The 16,967-nt window shown below is 39.1% G+C and carries 18 protein-coding genes, 1 rRNA gene, 1 pseudogene and 1 other annotated feature; of the genes and pseudogenes, 4 read left to right on the forward strand and 16 right to left on the reverse strand.

Translation table 11 applies throughout. The annotated features are described in order from the left end of the window. Window positions 1-44: 44 nt before the first annotated feature. The 5 genes from rsmA to metG all read right to left on the reverse strand — a co-directional run bounded on the left by rsmA (window position 45) and on the right by metG (window position 5,996). Window positions 45-929 (reverse strand): 16S rRNA (adenine(1518)-N(6)/adenine(1519)-N(6))-dimethyltransferase RsmA, encoded by an 885-nt coding sequence (gene rsmA / locus QDN89_RS21315; RefSeq protein ID WP_280772203.1) that lies wholly within the window; start codon window positions 927-929, stop codon window positions 45-47. Next, window positions 926-1,507 (reverse strand): ribonuclease M5, encoded by a 582-nt coding sequence (gene rnmV, locus QDN89_RS21320; RefSeq protein ID WP_280772204.1) that lies wholly within the window; start codon window positions 1,505-1,507, stop codon window positions 926-928. The genes rsmA and rnmV overlap by 4 nt, the downstream gene beginning before the upstream one ends. Before the next feature lie 170 nt (window positions 1,508-1,677). Next, window positions 1,678-2,907, reverse strand: coding sequence for a resuscitation-promoting factor (locus QDN89_RS21325; RefSeq protein WP_280772205.1), 1,230 nt, complete (start codon window positions 2,905-2,907; stop codon window positions 1,678-1,680). 220 nt (window positions 2,908-3,127) lie between these two features. Beyond that, window positions 3,128-3,895, reverse strand: coding sequence for a TatD family hydrolase (locus tag QDN89_RS21330; RefSeq protein WP_280772206.1), 768 nt, complete (start codon window positions 3,893-3,895; stop codon window positions 3,128-3,130). A 91-nt stretch (window positions 3,896-3,986) separates the two neighbouring features. Further along, window positions 3,987-5,996 (reverse strand): methionine--tRNA ligase, encoded by a 2,010-nt coding sequence (gene metG, locus QDN89_RS21335; RefSeq protein ID WP_280772207.1) that lies wholly within the window; start codon window positions 5,994-5,996, stop codon window positions 3,987-3,989. 98 nt (window positions 5,997-6,094) lie between these two features. Then, window positions 6,095-6,362: a binding site (T-box leader), on the reverse strand. A 534-nt stretch (window positions 6,363-6,896) separates the two neighbouring features. On the opposite strand from metG, the gene QDN89_RS21340 reads away from it, so the two are divergent. Further along, the gene (locus QDN89_RS21340; protein WP_280772208.1) at window positions 6,897-7,184 is read left to right on the forward strand and encodes a transition state genes transcriptional regulator AbrB; all 288 of its coding nucleotides are present in this window, start codon (window positions 6,897-6,899) and stop codon (window positions 7,182-7,184) included. 59 nt (window positions 7,185-7,243) lie between these two features. Here the strand turns inward: QDN89_RS21340 and rsmI are convergent, their stop codons facing one another. The 10 genes and pseudogenes from rsmI to QDN89_RS21390 form a co-directional block, all read right to left on the reverse strand. Beyond that, the gene (rsmI, locus tag QDN89_RS21345; RefSeq protein ID WP_280772227.1) at window positions 7,244-8,125 is read right to left on the reverse strand and encodes a 16S rRNA (cytidine(1402)-2'-O)-methyltransferase; all 882 of its coding nucleotides are present in this window, start codon (window positions 8,123-8,125) and stop codon (window positions 7,244-7,246) included. Between the two features lie 46 nt (window positions 8,126-8,171). Continuing rightward, window positions 8,172-8,426: pseudogene (locus tag QDN89_RS21350) on the reverse strand (GIY-YIG nuclease family protein); the annotation flags it as partial. Continuing rightward, window positions 8,380-9,105 carry a tRNA1(Val) (adenine(37)-N6)-methyltransferase gene (locus tag QDN89_RS21355; protein ID WP_280772209.1) on the reverse strand — a complete coding sequence of 242 codons (726 nt, stop codon included), beginning with the start codon at window positions 9,103-9,105 and terminating at the stop codon, window positions 8,380-8,382. The gene QDN89_RS21355 and the pseudogene QDN89_RS21350, both read right to left, overlap by 47 nt. Before the next feature lie 127 nt (window positions 9,106-9,232). Then, on the reverse strand, window positions 9,233-9,595 hold the full coding sequence (gene yabA, locus QDN89_RS21360; protein WP_280772210.1) for a DNA replication initiation control protein YabA: 363 nt from the start codon (window positions 9,593-9,595) through the stop codon (window positions 9,233-9,235). A 15-nt stretch (window positions 9,596-9,610) separates the two neighbouring features. Then, window positions 9,611-10,438 (reverse strand): PSP1 domain-containing protein, encoded by an 828-nt coding sequence (locus QDN89_RS21365; protein ID WP_280772211.1) that lies wholly within the window; start codon window positions 10,436-10,438, stop codon window positions 9,611-9,613. Between the two features lies 1 nt (window position 10,439). Further along, entirely contained in the window at window positions 10,440-11,429 is a 990-nt protein-coding gene (gene holB / locus QDN89_RS21370; protein WP_280772212.1) for a DNA polymerase III subunit delta', read from the reverse strand. A 28-nt stretch (window positions 11,430-11,457) separates the two neighbouring features. Continuing rightward, entirely contained in the window at window positions 11,458-11,787 is a 330-nt protein-coding gene (locus QDN89_RS21375; RefSeq protein WP_280772214.1) for a cyclic-di-AMP receptor, read from the reverse strand. 154 nt (window positions 11,788-11,941) lie between these two features. Then, window positions 11,942-12,580 (reverse strand): dTMP kinase, encoded by a 639-nt coding sequence (gene tmk, locus QDN89_RS21380; RefSeq protein ID WP_280772215.1) that lies wholly within the window; start codon window positions 12,578-12,580, stop codon window positions 11,942-11,944. After that, the gene (locus QDN89_RS21385; protein ID WP_280772216.1) at window positions 12,577-14,037 is read right to left on the reverse strand and encodes an aminotransferase class I/II-fold pyridoxal phosphate-dependent enzyme; all 1,461 of its coding nucleotides are present in this window, start codon (window positions 14,035-14,037) and stop codon (window positions 12,577-12,579) included. The genes tmk and QDN89_RS21385 overlap by 4 nt, the downstream gene beginning before the upstream one ends. Window positions 14,038-14,123: 86 nt before the next feature. Beyond that, window positions 14,124-14,348, reverse strand: coding sequence for a sigma factor G inhibitor Gin (locus QDN89_RS21390; RefSeq protein WP_280772218.1), 225 nt, complete (start codon window positions 14,346-14,348; stop codon window positions 14,124-14,126). Between the two features lie 149 nt (window positions 14,349-14,497). Between QDN89_RS21390 and QDN89_RS21395 the strand changes: the two genes are divergently transcribed. From QDN89_RS21395 to QDN89_RS21400, 3 genes are all read left to right on the forward strand, one after another. Further along, on the forward strand, window positions 14,498-15,094 hold the full coding sequence (locus QDN89_RS21395) for a hypothetical protein (RefSeq protein ID WP_280772219.1): 597 nt from the start codon (window positions 14,498-14,500) through the stop codon (window positions 15,092-15,094). Window positions 15,095-15,163: 69 nt separating this feature from the next. Next, window positions 15,164-15,220: an SEC-C metal-binding domain-containing protein gene (locus QDN89_RS22040; protein WP_425335435.1), complete on the forward strand. Its 57-nt coding sequence runs from the start codon at window positions 15,164-15,166 to the stop codon at window positions 15,218-15,220. A 368-nt stretch (window positions 15,221-15,588) separates the two neighbouring features. Then, window positions 15,589-16,038 carry a tetratricopeptide repeat protein gene (locus QDN89_RS21400; protein WP_280772220.1) on the forward strand — a complete coding sequence of 150 codons (450 nt, stop codon included), beginning with the start codon at window positions 15,589-15,591 and terminating at the stop codon, window positions 16,036-16,038. A gap of 793 nt (window positions 16,039-16,831) precedes the next feature. On the opposite strand, the gene rrf is transcribed toward QDN89_RS21400, so the two are convergent. Continuing rightward, window positions 16,832-16,948: ribosomal RNA gene (rrf, locus tag QDN89_RS21405) — 5S ribosomal RNA — on the reverse strand. Window positions 16,949-16,967 lie beyond the last annotated feature (19 nt).

Consider the following 16,967-nt stretch of genomic DNA (forward strand, 5'->3'; position numbering starts at 1 on the left):
CACGCCTCCTTCTAAGCTACTTTATGCAAGAAGGCGTATCTCTGCTACTTAGATGTGTTCACTACATCGTGAAATACGTTACAAATTTGCGCAAATTCCTCCATCGAAAGGGATTCCGCTCTTCTTTTTGGGTCGATGTCCATCTTTGTTAGTATCTCTGCCACGTCAGATTTTCCTTTGAATTCTTGAAAATACGTAGCTAAATTATTTAATAACGTTTTTCTTCTTTGAACAAACGATGCTTGTACTACTTTAAAGAAAAACAATTCATCCTTTACTTGCACTGGTGGTTCGCTTCTCCGCGTTAATCGTAATATAGCTGAATCTACATTGGGTTGTGGAACAAACACCGTTTTAGGTACTGTGAATACGGTCTCAGCTTCAGCGTAATATTGCGCAGCAATAGATAAAGAACCATATGCTTTTGATCCTGGACCTGCGGCAATTCGTTCTGCCACTTCTTTTTGTAACATCACAACCATGACTCGAACAGGCAGTCTATTCTCTAGTAATTTCATTAGGATAGGCGTCGTCACATAATATGGTAAATTCGCAACAACAGCAATATCTTGTCCCTCTTTGAAAAATTCAGCTATTTCCGTTTCGACATCGGCTTTTAAAATATCTTGATGAATGACTTTCACATGCGGATATGGTGACATCGTATCTTCGAGAATGGGAATCAATCGACGATCGATTTCAAAGGCAAGAACTCGTTCAGCAACTTTTGCTGACTGTTCTGTTAAAGCACCTATTCCCGGTCCTATTTCAATGACACCCGACTCCTCTGATAAGTTTGCCGTCCGAACAATCTTGGCGAGGACATTCGGATCAATCAGAAAATTTTGTCCGAGGCTTTTTTTGAAAGAAAATCCGTGCTGAGCTAATATTTCTTTTGTTCGTTTAGGTGTTGCTATTTCTTTGTTCATTCTTCTAACTCCTTTTCCACCTTCGCGGTAGCTCGTTGAAACTCTTCTTTAGTGACACGAAATTGCTTCAGTCGTTTAAACAACTGCTTCCCATTTGTATATCCAATATTCAACTCGTCACCGAGTCGCTCGCGTTTTCTTTTTGCTAAAGCACCAGCAATCAAACCAGCTTTTAGCAAGTCTTCCCTCGTTATTTCATCCCATTGGGACGTGACGTCATCTTCAGAAAAGGACGTTTGTGCAGCCTTGAGTGAGGCACGAAGTTCTTCTTCCTTTGCATGTTCAATCCCAATTTTATTTTTACGGTAGTCAATAGCCGCTTCTTTTCGCAAAAAGGCATGTTTACAACCTGGTACGTATTGATCGATTGTCTTCCTTATTTTCTCACCTGGGTAGTCCGGGTCTGTAAATACAATGACTCCTCTTCTTTTCAAAGCAAGTCGAATTTTTTCAAGCGTCCTATCTGATATAGCTGAACCGTTCGTTTCAATTGTGTCACAAGAAAACGAACGCCTAAGCGTATTTGTATCATTTTTTCCTTCGACAACAATCATTTCTTTTATTATATCCTGGTCCATTGTTTTATCCCTTCTCCGTAAGCGTTTTTATTCAAGGTAGTATTTTTATTAATCGAAATAAAATTTTTTTAAAATAAACCGAAACATTTCCCTACTTAGCTCCGTCTAATATTATAGAGAAGAAATAGAAAAAAGCACAGAGGCAATCTCCTCTGTGCAAGATAAAATTATTAGTCCAAGACTCTAATTTGAACAGACTTCCGCCCAAATGCGCGAACTTTATCGCGATCAGGTATGAAAATATCTATTTTCCGTCCTTTAATTGCTCCACCTGTATCTGCAGCAAGAAAAGTTCCATAACCTTTCACTTCTACTCGAGAACCGAGAGGGATAACACTAGGATCAACTGCGATAACATTTGCATCTGGATTGGCTCGTAAATCAATACCAGTTGCTGTTACACCAGAACACCCATTACAAAAGGCGGTATAAGAAGTAGCTGTGAACGTTTGCCACGATCCACCAGAACTGCTACTAGATGTTGACTGGCTAGATGAATCTGAGGACGAAGATCCACGAGAGACATTTGGTGTCGATTCTTTTGTACCGACGGCAACTACTCTGTCTTCGCTTTCCTTGATGACCTCTTCTTTTAAGAGTTCACGTGACACTTCTTCTCCATCTTCCATTACAACTTGATAATGTTTTTCAACTTTACCTTCTTCTCCAGATTCTTTCACTTCTTCAGAACCTTTTTTCAATGATGAATCTTGTTGTGTCACTGTTCCATAATCTACTGTTTCTTCCACAACATCGGTGACCTTTTTCACTCGAACAACGCTCACTTCTGCTTCCTCAACGATTTCCTCGTCTTGGGCAGGTTCAACGCGGTCCAATTCGCCTAACGTCACTTCTTCCTTTTCTAAAAAGTCAGCGACCGTTGTCGAAGTCGTCCATACCTCTTCTTCTTCCCCTTCAAGTAGCAATGTCACTTGAAACGCTGATTCGAAAGTCACCTTTGACACATCCGTTATCGATGTTTTCAAAGATGGTTCCATGACATCGTGTTCTTTCACGTTTACTTCCAATTCATCCATAAGTTCTCCTACCGTCTCAACGGTAGTCCATACTTGCTCTACTTCACCTTCAAGGTTAACAACTACTTGATGCGCTTCTTTATATTCGATATTCATTGCTTCACTGATAGCTGTGTCTGTAGATGGGTCGACATAATCATGCCTTCCTAAGTCAATATCTTGTTCTTCCAACAACTCTCCAACCGTTGATGCGTGCGTAAATACGGATGTTTTTTCGTCATCCGATTTCACAGTTACTTCTGCTTTTGTTACTTCATAAATAGCAAAAGATAAAATACTCATCATAGTTAAGAGGCCGACGCTGGAAATAGCTAGTTTTCTCAATGAAAAACGAGAGAAAATCTGCTTCATCCATAGGATCATGGTTGAACCCCTCCTTCATGAAAACGAATTATACTCCGCTCCTCCCCCCCTGTCAATAAAAAAATTAAGAATTCTTACCTAGTCATTATGAAACCCTATGAGGTAAAAGAAAAGCTATTTTCATCGACACTGCTAACCTATGAGAGGAGCGGACCATGTAGAACTTCGGACAATCATAGAAGGTTCGACACCATTCGGTCACATTTGTTATCTTTTTTTGTCAGCTAATCCCGAAAAGTCTTTTTGCATTAGCTGTTGTCTCTTTTGCAATTTCTTCATATCTTACTTCTCGAAGTTCTGCAATTTGCTCCGCAATTAGTTTTACGTAAGAAGGTTCGTTACGTTTTCCTCTATAAGGATGCGGCGCCAAAAACGGGGCATCTGTTTCAATAAGCAGACGATTTATTGGAACTTCTTTCGCTACTTCTTTCGGACGTTTTGCATTTTTAAACGTTACGGGACCACCAAAGGAAATATGGAAATTCATTTTCAAACACTGTTGGGCAATTTCCACACTTCCGCCAAAGCAGTGCATGATTCCTCCTACATCCTCGGCATTTTCTTCCTTTAAAATATCAACAATATCTTGATGAGCCTCTCTATCATGTATAATAATTGGTAATTTCACTCGTTTCGCTAAATGAATTTGTTTTCGAAACGCCTCTTTTTGCACATCTTTTGGAGATTTATCCCAATGATAATCAAGACCTGTTTCTCCTATAGCAACGACTTTAGGGTGATCTGCCAATTTTTCAATCCAGGTTAAATATTCTTCTGTTAAGTCAATCGCATCCACAGGGTGCCAACCAACAGCAGCATATAAAAAATCGTGTTTTTCCACTAAAGCCATCGCTATTTTGATTGTCTTCTCATCAAACCCAACAACGACCATGTTTTCTACACCTACATCTCTTGCACGAGTGATTACTTCTTCCACATCATCTTCAAATTGATCCGCATTTAAATGCACGTGTGTATCAAATAACATTCTATTTCCTCCTTAATTAGAAAAAGAGTGGCTCACTTTTTAAAATACCTTTCCGCCAATAAGAGGTCGGAAAGGTATTTTAGTTTATGATTTATTTCACTTGCGAACCATTCGGTAAATCTGTTGAAATTGTCGCTAACGTTAACTCTTTATCATTTGATCCTGCTAAAATCATTCCTTGAGATAACTGGCCACGAAGTTTCACTGGTTTTAAGTTCGTCACACAGATTACTTTTTTACCTATTAATTCGTCAGGATCATAATGCTTAGCAATTCCTGCGACAACTTGACGCTTCTCATAACCTAAGTCTAATTGAACTTTCAATAACTTATCGGCTTTCTTCACTTTCTCAGCAGCGACCACTTCAGCTACCCTTAAATCTACTTTAGAAAAATCATCAATCGTAATTTCATCCACTTCAGGTATGTCTATAGTTGAATCTGATTCTGAATCTTTAGCATCTGTATCCTCTTCTGTGACTGGACTTCCACCCATCATTTTGACGATTTCAGCCACTTCTTCTTTCACATCGAGACGCGGGAAAAGAGGTTCTCCCTTCGTAACAACCGTTGTTCCTTCAGGAATTTCCCCAAACGTTTTTAATGTTTCCCATGATGTCAATTCTTCTTTGACTCCTAACTGATTCCATATCTTTCCTGGCGTTTCCGTCATAAATGGTTGAAGCATGATTGAAATTTGTCTTAGGGATTCTGCGAGATGATGCATCACTGATCCAAGTTGTCCTTTAGCATTTTCATCTTTTGCTAAAATCCAAGGCTGCGTTTCATCAATATACTTGTTTGTTCGACTTATCAATTGCCCGATCGCAGCTAATGCGACAGAAAACTGCATATCTTCCATTGCATTTTCTACTTTTACTACCGTTGCTGCCACTAAGTCTTCCAATGGCTCATCATAAGGTGTCGCGTTTTTCTCGTAACTTGGAATAGATCCATCAAAATATTTATTAATCATCGCTATCGTTCTGTTAAGAAGGTTACCTAAATCATTCGCCAGATCATAGTTGACTCGATCAACGAACCCTTCTGGAGTAAATACGCCGTCAGACCCAAACGGAACTTCTCTCAATAAATAGTACCGTAAAGCGTCTAGACCATAGCGATCAATTAATGGAACTGGATCGACAACGTTGCCTTTTGACTTCGACATTTTGCCGTCTTTCATCAATAACCAACCGTGACCATATACTTTCTTTGGAAGAGGAAGATCAAGAGCCATTAGCATAATGGGCCAATAAATTGTATGGAAACGAACAATTTCTTTTCCGACTAAATGAACATCTGCAGGCCAATATTTTTGATAATTCTTATCGTCCTCACTTCCGTATCCAAGAGCAGTAATATAGTTAGAAAGAGCATCAATCCATACATAGACAACATGTTTTGGATCTTTATTCACTTTTACTCCCCAGTCAAATGACGTTCTTGATACTGCTAAATCTTCAAGGCCTGGTTTGATGAAATTATTAACCATCTCATTTTTTCTAGAGTCTGGTTGGATAAATTCAGGATTTTCTTCATAGTATTGAAGCAAACGATCCGCGTACTTGCTCATTCGGAAAAAATAAGATTGTTCACGAACCTTCTCGACTGGATGACCACTATCTGGACTTTTCCCGCCGATAACATTGCCTTCTTTATCATATTCTTTATCTTCTAACTGAAGCGCTGTGTAAAATGTTTCGTCAGAGATGGAGTACCACCCCTCATATTCACCAAGGTAAATATCTCCTTGTTCCAATAGTTGATCAAAGATTTTTGCGACTATTTTTTTATGCCGCTCTTCTGTCGTTCGGATGAAGTCATCATAGGAAATATCAAGTTTCGACCATAAGTTTTGAATTCCTTTTACAATATCATCAACAAATTCCTGAGGGCTGACTCCTTTGCCCATTGCTTTTTGTTCAATTTTTTGACCATGCTCATCCGTTCCTGTTAAATATGTTACGTCATAACCGCGAAGACGCTTATACCTCGCCATCGCATCCCCTGCTACCGTCGTATATGCGTGTCCGATATGCAGTTTGTCACTAGGATAATAAATCGGCGTTGTGATATAAAAAGTTTTTTTACTTGCCATGTTGATATTCCTCCTTAGATTAATGAATCCCTCTCCCATATGTTAATAACGAAGCTAATTGGGGTTCGAAAAAACGACAAAAAACTCCCGTCCTCAATAGTTGGGACGAGAGTTTACCTCACGTGGTACCACCCAGATTTATTAACAGCATACCATTATTGCTGTTAACCTCTAAGATGCTAGAAATAACAAATGATTTCTAAGCAAGCTGTGTAACGAACAGCAACGTGCTTCTCTTACTCTATAGGCTCGAAAAGCAGTTCCTCCTAAGACCATATTCAATAGATCTGCTTATGCTAGCTTTCAGCTCATACTAGCTCTCTGTTAATAAGCGTTGCTATTTACTCATCTTATCATCGGAAACAGTTGTCATAATTGTCATATTAATAATGACCGTATTATTCAAAATATACATAATCAACCTTGTGATGTCAAGAAATCTAATAGACAAAGATTTTTTATTTCTTGTTAAAAAATACCTGTTTTTTAGTTACATTATTCCCAATAACGGGTACTATATACATAATAGGTTCAGTGTTCGCTCTATTAAAGAAATCACACGATAATCTAGGAAACTCAAAATGACTCCTCCGGCAAGCTTCTGATGAAAGGATGGTGAGCAAACGTTTAACCATTAAAAATGTCGCATCATGTCGAATTTACTTTTTGTCGAATATTTATATTAATACATTCTATTTTCACTTTTAAAAATTACTTTTCTTAAAAACGTTGCTATAACAGCATATATTATCCTTTTTTATCATAATCTCTTATTTTATAAACATTTCAATTGACTTCTTTTGGAAGACTTGGTATTCTAAGTTTAAGAGAATTTTGTCGAATCATGACGCATCGCCATTGAGACAAAATAAAAATAAACGAATGAGAGGGGCATATCACATGAAATCTACTGGTATTGTTCGTAAGGTTGATGAATTAGGACGTGTAGTTATTCCAATAGAGTTACGTCGTACATTGGATATCGCAGAAAAAGACGCTTTGGAAATTTATGTTGACGACGACCGAATTATTTTGAAGAAATACAAGCCAAACATGACTTGTCAAATCACTGGGGAAGTATCTGATGATAACTTGTCTATTGCAAACGGAAAAATCATTTTAAGCCCAATGGGTGCAAAAGAAATTATTAACCAACTGGAAGATTATATCACAAAACAAGAAAAATAATTTCTCCACATAAAACAGGGTTCAGCAGACAAGTTTATGCCTGCTGGACCCTGTTATATTTATTCTTTTACATGATATGTTTGATAGACGTCTCTTTTTGGTATTTTGCGATCTTTTGCCACTTGTTTAATCGCTTCTTTTGAAGACTGTCCTTCCTCTAAATAGCTCTTTACATGTTCCTCTATTGTTAAGTCTTCATACCAAGGAGTTGCCTCCATTGCAGACCTGTCCTCTTCACTAGCTCCTTCCACAATTAGAACACACTCTCCTTTCACCCCATGCTCATCAATCCAAGCTTGAAGTTCATGTACCGTCCCTCGAAGGATGGTTTCATACTGCTTCGTTAACTCTCGACAAAGAGCGACTCGTCGATTTCCAAACACGTCTTCCAACGTTTTCAACATCTCCTTCATTCGATGAGGAGCTTCATAAAAAATTAACGTAGACGAATAACTTCTCCAGTGATCTAACTGTACTCGTCGATTTTTTTTATGTCGATCTAAAAAACCAACAAACGTAAAACTGTCTGTCGATAAACCGGATGAAATTAACGCAGTAACTGCCGCATTCGCTCCTGGTAAAGCAATCACCGGTAAGCCTTCTTCGTTAAAACGTTTAACTAAATCTGTACCTGGATCTGAAATAGCAGGCATTCCCGCATCACTTACTAACGCCACCAATTCTCCCCCAATGACACGATTGACTATTTCTTGCTCTCGCTCCCGCTTGTTATGTTCGTGATAACTAATCAACGATGTATCGATCTCAAATACATGACAAAGTTTCTTTGTGTGTCTCGTGTCTTCCGCTGCTATCACATTCGCTTGTTTCAGTATGTCCACTGCACGAAAGGTCATATCCTGTAAGTTTCCAATCGGAGTAGGCACAAGATAAAGTGCTCCTTGTTCCGTTTGTTTCGGAAAACTTCGTTGTTCTTTCATCATTTAACGATCCCCCATTCTTTATTAACGCCTCTTTTTCTTTTCGAGTCATTCGCTTGATTTCCCATTCACGACTCAACCCTGCCCCTTTTGTTTCATGACACTCTTCAAAAATAAGAGAAAAAGGCCCCCTTCCTCGAGTGTATTTCGCTCCTTTTCCTCTTTCGTGCACGTTTATTCTCCGCTCCACATTGGTTGTATAACCTGTATAGTAGGTTTGATCTTTGCATCTTAGTATATACACAAAATGTTTCTTAACACTCATAATGATTTCTGAACTCTTCCGTATAGTTTTTCTCATCTTTGTATACAATCCAAGGCGGCAACGTTTTAACTCCTGGATTCCCTTCTCTGACTGCCTCGACAAAAATCATATTTGCTTCTTTTCCTTTTTTCGGGTGAACGTATTGAAGACGTTTTGGCTCTAACCGATACTTTTTCATTGTTGCAAAAATATCAACGACACGTTCGGGTCTATGAACAATCGCCACACGTCCCTTTTGTTTTACTAGTTTAGATGAGATACGGATTACATCATCCAATGTACATGAAATTTCATGACGTGCTAACGAAAAATGAACATTTTCATTTTTATTTTTTTCCGAAGTCACTGGAAAATATGGAGGATTACACGTCACCGCATCGTAACTTTCCCATTTGATTTGAGGACCTAACTCAAGTAAATCTGCTCCGATCACATTCACTTGCTCATCAAGACCGTTTTCCTTCATAGTTCTCTCCGCAAGTTCACATAAAAGATTCTGGATTTCCACAGCATCTATCTTCGCTTTCGTTCGTAATGTCATCATCAATGGTACAGCACCATTCCCTGCACACAAGTCAATTACTTTTCCATTTTGTGATGGGAGTTGTACAAATTTGGCTAACAGAACCGCATCCATCGAATAAGAAAAAACATCTCTTCTTTGAAAAATAGTTCGTTTTCCGCCAGGCATATAGTCTAATCTTTCTTTTATCATCAGGCTGACTCCTTTTCAATCCCTTATTCATCTACTTTCACTAGTAAAAACGTCCGTTTACGATACATTCTCATGGTATAACAAAAAATAAAAGCCTTCCCGCTGAGCGGGAAGGCTTCGCCAATCCTCATTTTTTATTTAAAAACGATAGGCAAAACAAACAATCTCCTTCTTTACGAATACTCCCATAATGTAAATTACAAATATGAAACCCTTCCTCGTAAAGCCGCGCAAGGTTATCGTATCCTTCTCCGAACCCCGGCTGAATTCGGTCCTTTGTTTCTTCGCCATTTGAAGAGGTCTCTTGTTTCGCTTTCTCTTCCGACTCTCTTGTCATCCGGTCGCGCAAATGGTCGTTTTCCATTTGCAAATGGGTATTTTCCTCTAAGAGCAACGCTAATTGATCTTTAAGTTCACCGAGCTCATGATGAAGTCCACCAATTCGTTCCTCCATATGACTCACACGGGTAAATATTTCATTCTTATTCACGATTCCCACACCTCATTATTTCGTGGTTTCCGTGGCGATCGCTCCTTCTTGCAGGAGCTCATCCAGAGTAAATTCAATTACCTGTGAAGATTCAAAAATCTCAATTTGAACAAGTCTCTCTAACATATTCAAGCCCACGACTTTTCCTTTACCATAGCTCGTATTGATTTTTTGATTCACATCAGGCAACTCTTTTTTTGCCGACTCGTACATGTCATTTTCATATTTTAGACAGCACATCAAACGACCACACAAACCTGAAATTTTCGTAGGATTAAGAGACAAGTTTTGATCTTTTGCCATCTTGATCGAAACGGGCTCAAAGTCACCTAAAAATGTCGAACAGCAAAGCATACGTCCACAAGGACCTATTCCACCAAGCATTTTTGCTTCATCTCGAACACCAATTTGTCGTAATTCGATCCTCGTACGAAAAACCGAGGCCAAATCTTTTACTAATTCGCGGAAGTCAATTCGACCATCCGCTGTGAAGTAAAACAACACTTTATTTCGGTCGAAAGTGTACTCCACATCAACCAACTTCATATCTAAATTATGTTCTGTTATTTTTGCAAGACAAACTTCAAATGCCTTTTGAGATTCTTTCTTATTCTCTTGAACAATGAGCTTGTCCCTTTCCGTCGCTAACCGAATAACATTCTTCAACGGTAATACAACGTCCTTTTCTTCGACTTCCTTCACTCCAATAACTACCTTGCCGAACTCTATCCCCCGAGCTGTTTCGACAATCACATAGTCATGAAGATTTATATCAAATTGATCCGGTGAAAAATAATATATTTTTCCGGCTTTTTTAAATCGAACACCTACAACTTGATGCACGTTATCCCTCCTGTAACCTAAGGAGCATTTGCTCCATTAATAGCTGGGGTGCGGTATTTGCATCCAATCGACGCTTCGCATCCATCACCGCCTGGAGGTTATTTCCCAGCTTGACTTGCGTCAGCTTCAACGCTTGATCTTGAAGCTTTTCTTCTTGATCAATATAGACAATCTGATCCGTTTGATCTACTTGCATACGAATCACATCTCTATACCATAGCATCAATAAATCGATCCCTAACTGCACATCCTTTTTTTCTTTAAAAAAAGGAATCCATTCTTCTTGCAGCGTGATGAATGCGTATCTCGGACGCAAAGAAAGATCATCAATTAATTGTATCACTTTGTTTCTCGCTTGTGCAATCCAATCCTCCCGGCAAAGTTCAAGGGATTCTTCTAAATCAGATGTGATTCGTGATACAACTAGTGCATCTTTTTCATTAATACCTTCATTTACCAACTTTCTAACGAGTATATCAGATGAAAGTGGGGCAAACGATAGCATCTGAGACCTTGATACAATTGTTTTTAACAACCTTTGAACTTGGGTTGTAATAAGAACCGCCAGTGCTTCACCATCAGGTTCTTCTAGAAATTTCAACAGACTATTTGCCGCTGCATCCGTCATCTTTTCAGCTTCCTCAACAATATATACTTTTTTCTTTGATTCCAATCCACGCATGCTAAATTCTTTCTTTAAATTACGAATTTGGTCCACCTTTATCGACGTGCCGTCTGTTTCAATCACATGAATATCAGGATGGTTTCCAGAGTCGATTCGTTTGCAGTCTCGGCAAGAAAAACATGGTTCTGCCCCTTGTCTATTGAGACAAAAAAACGATTTAGCCAAAAGATTGGCCGCTTCCTTTTTTCCTGTCCCCCGACCTCCTTCAAAAATATAAGCATGAGCTAATCGATCTTTCACAAGACTATTTGTCAACATCTTCACGATCGTTGGCTGTGTGTCGGCTAATTGTTCCCAAGTTCTCATCAGCGTTACCCCTCGACTTTACTATCTATTAAAACTTTTCGAATTGCTCTACTGGAAGAATAAATACGGTTGCGCCACCAACTTGCACTTCCACAGGATAAGGCACATACGAATCAGCATTTCCACCCATCGGTGAAATCGGCGCGACAAGCTGCTCTCTCGATTTACAATTATCTTTGATAATTTCTAGCACTTGATCCACTTCTTTATCTTTCACACCAATCATAAATGTCGTGTTTCCTGCTTTTAAAAACCCGCCAGTACTTGCTAACTTCGTTGCTTGAAAATCATTCTCTACTAGAGCATCTGACAAACGGTTGCTGTCTTTATCTTGAATAACTGCCATAATTAACTTCATTTTCTTTGGCCTCCTCATGTGAAACCTCTATTTAAGTGATAGGCTCTGTTATCGTTTAGAGTTAATTTTGAAAAATCAACTCTAAGCTTTAACATTGCTTTGTCTAGCTTACTTTACTCTTTATATATTGTATTATAACAAGAAATAAACGTTCTTACGTTGTTTTTTTCTCTATGACCGCTTCAATTTCCTGCAACGTTTTTGCTAAAACAATGTCGAATGGCTGTGACGCATCAATTGTATGGATTCTTTTCGGTTCTCTTTCTTGAAGATGGATGTATGCTTTTCTCACTTCATGGTGAAACGAAAGGGACTCTTGGTCGAGACGATTAAATTCTCTTCCCTTATGTTCAGCAATGCGAGCTAACCCTACTTCCGGTTCCACGTCATAATACAACGTAAGATTAGGCATCATTCCTTCTGTTGCAAATAAATTCACTTGCAGCACTTCATCGATTCCGATGCCCCGAGCCCCGCCTTGATAAACGAGGCTACTGTCAATAAATCTATCACAAAGGACAATTCCTCCATTTTTCACATGAGGAATAACTGTTTCTACTAGATGTTGCCTTCTTGCTGCTGCATAAAGAAGCGCTTCTGTTCGCGCATCCATTTCTGTATGGGCAGGATCGAGTATAACTTCTCTTATTTTCTCTGCAATCACACTTCCACCTGGCTCCCTCGTTGCAATTACTGGATTCCCATCCTTTTCTAATTTATCTTTTACATGCTGGAGGACCGTTGATTTTCCGGCACCCTCACCGCCCTCAAATGTTATAAATAAACCACTCACAAATCATTCCCCTTTTCTAAAAAAATAGTTAGTCCTTCCTTTATCCAGTCCGTCCCTGTTTGAAATGACGCGCCATCTTGTACGAGTTTCTTCATTGTATATAGATGATGCCTTTTCACTTTCTCCCCTTTTAAAAGAAGTGGAATTCCTGGTGGATAGGGTGTTATCGTTTCTGCTGAAACATATCCTTCTGTTTTTTCCCAATTAAGACTGGTCACAGGTAAATACTTCATCTCCTCATAACAATAAGTCAGCTCCGAGATCCGTTCTATTCGCTGCATTGTATCATCCTGACGAGATACTTGTTGTTTTTTTAAACGAAGAATTTTATTTAGTAAAGGAATCCACCGATCTTCATCCATTTTATCGGCTGCAAGAGGAAGTGTCAGTAATAAATGATGAGGAGACACCAATTCTGGAAAAGCACCTATCTCTTCCAATCTCTCCTTCCATTCCTTTGCTGCTCCTGGTTCATCCGTAACAAACGTTAATTTCAAAGGATCCTGGACATAATTTCCAATTACACGAGGAGATTGTCTCCAACTAAGTCCACTTTCTAAGCCAGCCCTCCAAATATTTCCCTTTTCCGTTATGCGATCCCAGTCCTTCTTTTCCATTGCGCCCAAATAAGCTCTTGCTATATCGAGAGACGCCATCAACGGATAAGAAGGGCTGCTCGATTGCAACATTCTTAAATAATTCTTTACTTTTACGCGATCTACTTTTTCGCTATTTATATGTAAAAACGATGCCATCGTCATGGCAGGTAACATTTTATGTGCTGACTGAACGACAATATCTGCCCCTGCTTTTAACGAACTTTGCGGCCACAGCCCATTTCCATCATCAAAAATCAAGTGAGCGCCATGCGCTTCGTCTACACAAACACATAATTCTGCTTCATGAGCCACTCGTATGATATCTCGTAAATCTTGACCATAACCTTCATATGTTGGATGCGTTAAAAAAACCGCCTTTGCATCACCATAAGCCGCCACGGCACGTTCCAACGTTTCACGGGATACACCAAGTGCTAACCCGGTTGCGTTATCCCACTCCGGTTCTAGAAACACGGGTTTCACCCCACCTAGCTCTAGACCGTGGAAGACCGATTGATGACTGTTTCTTTGAACAAACACTCTGTCTCCTCGATCAGCGACAGTCATCATCATTGCCAAATTACCAACGGTTGAACCACCAACTAAAAAATTTGTTTCTAATACATCATATAGATGAGCAGCCAACTGCTGAGCCTCATCAATGATTCCTTTCGCGTCATGCAAATCATCTAATCCACTGATCTCTGTCTGGTCAATCTGTAAAATGTTATCATATATTGATCTTGCCTCCTCCAAAAACACCCGTCCATTTTTATGGCCCGGCACGTGAAAGGAATGAGGAGATGATTGATAATGTTCATATAATTTTGTAAAAAGAGGTGTCTTCTTTTGATCCATGGCTACCCAACTTTCCGTTCTTATGCTCCACCTATTATAACGAAAGAATCATCACATTGCCTTAAATAAAAAAAGAAGAAGCAGGTTCATTTCGGAACCTCCCCCTCTTTGTTTTGCGTTAACGATTCTCTTACTCTCCGTAACCTGTGAACATACACTAAATAATGTGGATCATCCACACCTGCGTTCACCATTTTTTTTTCACAATCACTGCATATAAAAAAATCTTGTAAATGAATTCCTACATTTTTTGATGAAAAACAAATCAAGCAGTCTTTCGTTTTCTTCTTTTCATGAATCCTTTCTCTCACTAAGCAGCACCTCCTCCTCACAGTATGCCCACCCTAAAAGTCTTTAACCCTTGCAATCGATGAATCTAGGTGATTTACTATATGCAGAACAAATCGTCCTTGTTCCGATAAACATTCGTCACATCAACAGTCAAAGAGGAGGTAAATCTATGAAACTCAGTGTTTTTATTTTATTACTATTTTACATGTTTTTTATTGCTCCTGGTGCCGGAAACCAAGAAGATCCATTGTTTCAAAACCTCATAACCGGTCAACTCGATAAAGTCGATCCTCTTGTCGTAGCCGTTTTTTCCATGTTAGGCGTTTATCCTGTGATTTTTGCGATGCTTCTTCTTCCTAAAGACCAATATCGTCTACCAGCCTGGCCTTTTGTCCTCTTTTCCTTTGGTCTCGGTGCATTCAGCCTATTACCGTATTTGTTCCTTAGAAAAAACAAGGTGCGCACATTACCGCGTGGACCAAAAACATTTCATAAAGTAATCATTCATCCCATTGCTGTCACACTTATGCTTATTATCACCGTCACCATTTATATATCGAGTCTTAGCGGTAGTTTCTTATCTTACCAAAACGCCTTTATGAATTCTCACTTTGTCAGCGTCATGACAATCGATTTTTTTGTTCTCATTTGGCTTTCTTATGATGTATTGAAAAAAGACTGGAATTTCCGTTTTTCTTGGCTAGCATTTATTCCTGCAATTGGACCACTCGTCTTACTATTGAAACGAAAAATCTTGCAAAAGTAAGACCTACCTGTCACTAAGCAGGATTGTTTGGTATCCTATTAATAAGATTAGTAGACTGGAGTTGATCTTATGTCAAAAACAAAGAGAAACGACTCTTGTCCTTGTGGCAGTGGGAAGAAATACTAGAACTGTTGTGGAAAAAACAATGTAGTCGCCTTTCCAGCTCATGTAGTAGAAAGCGAATTGCAAATCATTCAAGAAGAAGTAGTCGAATTTGCTATGCAACACTATGAGGAACAACTTTCGCAGTTTTCTGCTGAAGCTTTACATACACTGTCAGATATTGAAGAGCTGGATTCATTACTGACTTTTTATTCGATCCTTTGGGCAATATTCAACGAACCTATCGTCCAAAACGAGAAAACCATTTATGATGATTATTTGCGACGCAAAGGTCCAAAAATCAAACGACCACAAACACGAACTATTGTCACTAACTGGCAACTACTCAAACCTGCCCTATTCAAAATAATGGCGAAAAATTCAAAGACGCATTGGAAGAAGACAAAGGTCACTTCTGGGGTATTGTATCTACACGTCCATTCATGCGAGCAAAAGAAGCTTACGGAATTGCTTTGAAAGCGAGTGGACAACAACAAAAAGCCATTGATCAATTTGAACAGATGCTTGACCTTAACCCTAACGATAATCAAGGGATTCGTTACGTTCTATGCGACGCTTATTTAGAAGAGAAGAATGAAAAAGCTGCAAACCGCCTGTTAGAACGTTACAAGGAGGACAATGGTGCTCATTTTCAATACAATCGAGTCCTCGCTGAATATTTAAACAACGGTCAATCTAAGCGATTAAAGGAAAAGATAACGGATGCTCTTGAGGAAAACGCTCATGTGCCTGATTATTTACTTAAAAGAAAAAAATATCAAACAACATCCCTAATCATTATAGACCAGGTAATGAAACAGAAGCGGAAATATACGTATTAGAAACGCAACATATATGGGACATTCATAAACCGCTTTTAAAGTTATTAGGAGAGTATGACATGAAAAAATGAGTTTCATTATTTGAAGGTGAATCATGAATATTTTAGTAGTAGAGGCAAAATTACTTGTCTCCACTTTTTTTTCTTGCAAAAGGATACATTGATAAATAAGGTTGATGTGGATTGCTTAATGACTGTGGGTTCCATAATGTTGGTCGTTAAGGCTAAGCAATAGTTGCAGTTCCTGGGCGCCAGTGATCCTAAATGTGTAAATGGTGCGTTTATTGGGCACTAATCGTTTGCTTTAGTGACCCTAAATTCCTTTTTATTGCTTTTTAGGGGCATTAGTTGCTTGCTCTAGTGACCATAAATACGTAAATGGCGCATTTATAGGGCACTAATCGTTTGCTTTAGTGACCCTAAATTCCTTTTTATTGCTTTTTAGGGGCATTAGTTGCTTGCTTTAGTGACCATAAATACGTAAATGACGCATTTATAGGGCACTAATCGTTTGCTTTAGTGACCACTTTTTCCAAAATAGCTCTTCATAGGTCGCTAGTTGACCTCGCTTGTGACCGTGTTTCATCAAAATCAGCTCACGTCGGTCACAAGACGCCCTCTCTTGTGACCGTCTTTTACCAAATTCAACTCGCTTTGGTCACAAGATGCCCTGTTATTGCTTGTTCACACATCCAATAACTCGCCGCCAAACTTCAAATCCAACAAACCCAAAATCAACATCCTCAAACCCAAACACAAAAAAAGACACCCTCATAAATGAGAATGTCTTAAATGCCCAGCGGCGTCCTACTTTCACAGGGGGAGATCCCCCAACTATCATCGGCGCTGGAGAGCTTAACTTCCGTGTTCGGCATGGGAACGGGTGTGACCTCTCCGCGATCGTCACTGGACATATGAAATTGACAGGTC

Origin of the sequence: Salipaludibacillus daqingensis (assembly GCF_029891575.1) — a bacterium.
GTDB classification, from domain to species: Bacteria; Bacillota; Bacilli; order Bacillales; family Salisediminibacteriaceae; genus Salipaludibacillus; species Salipaludibacillus daqingensis.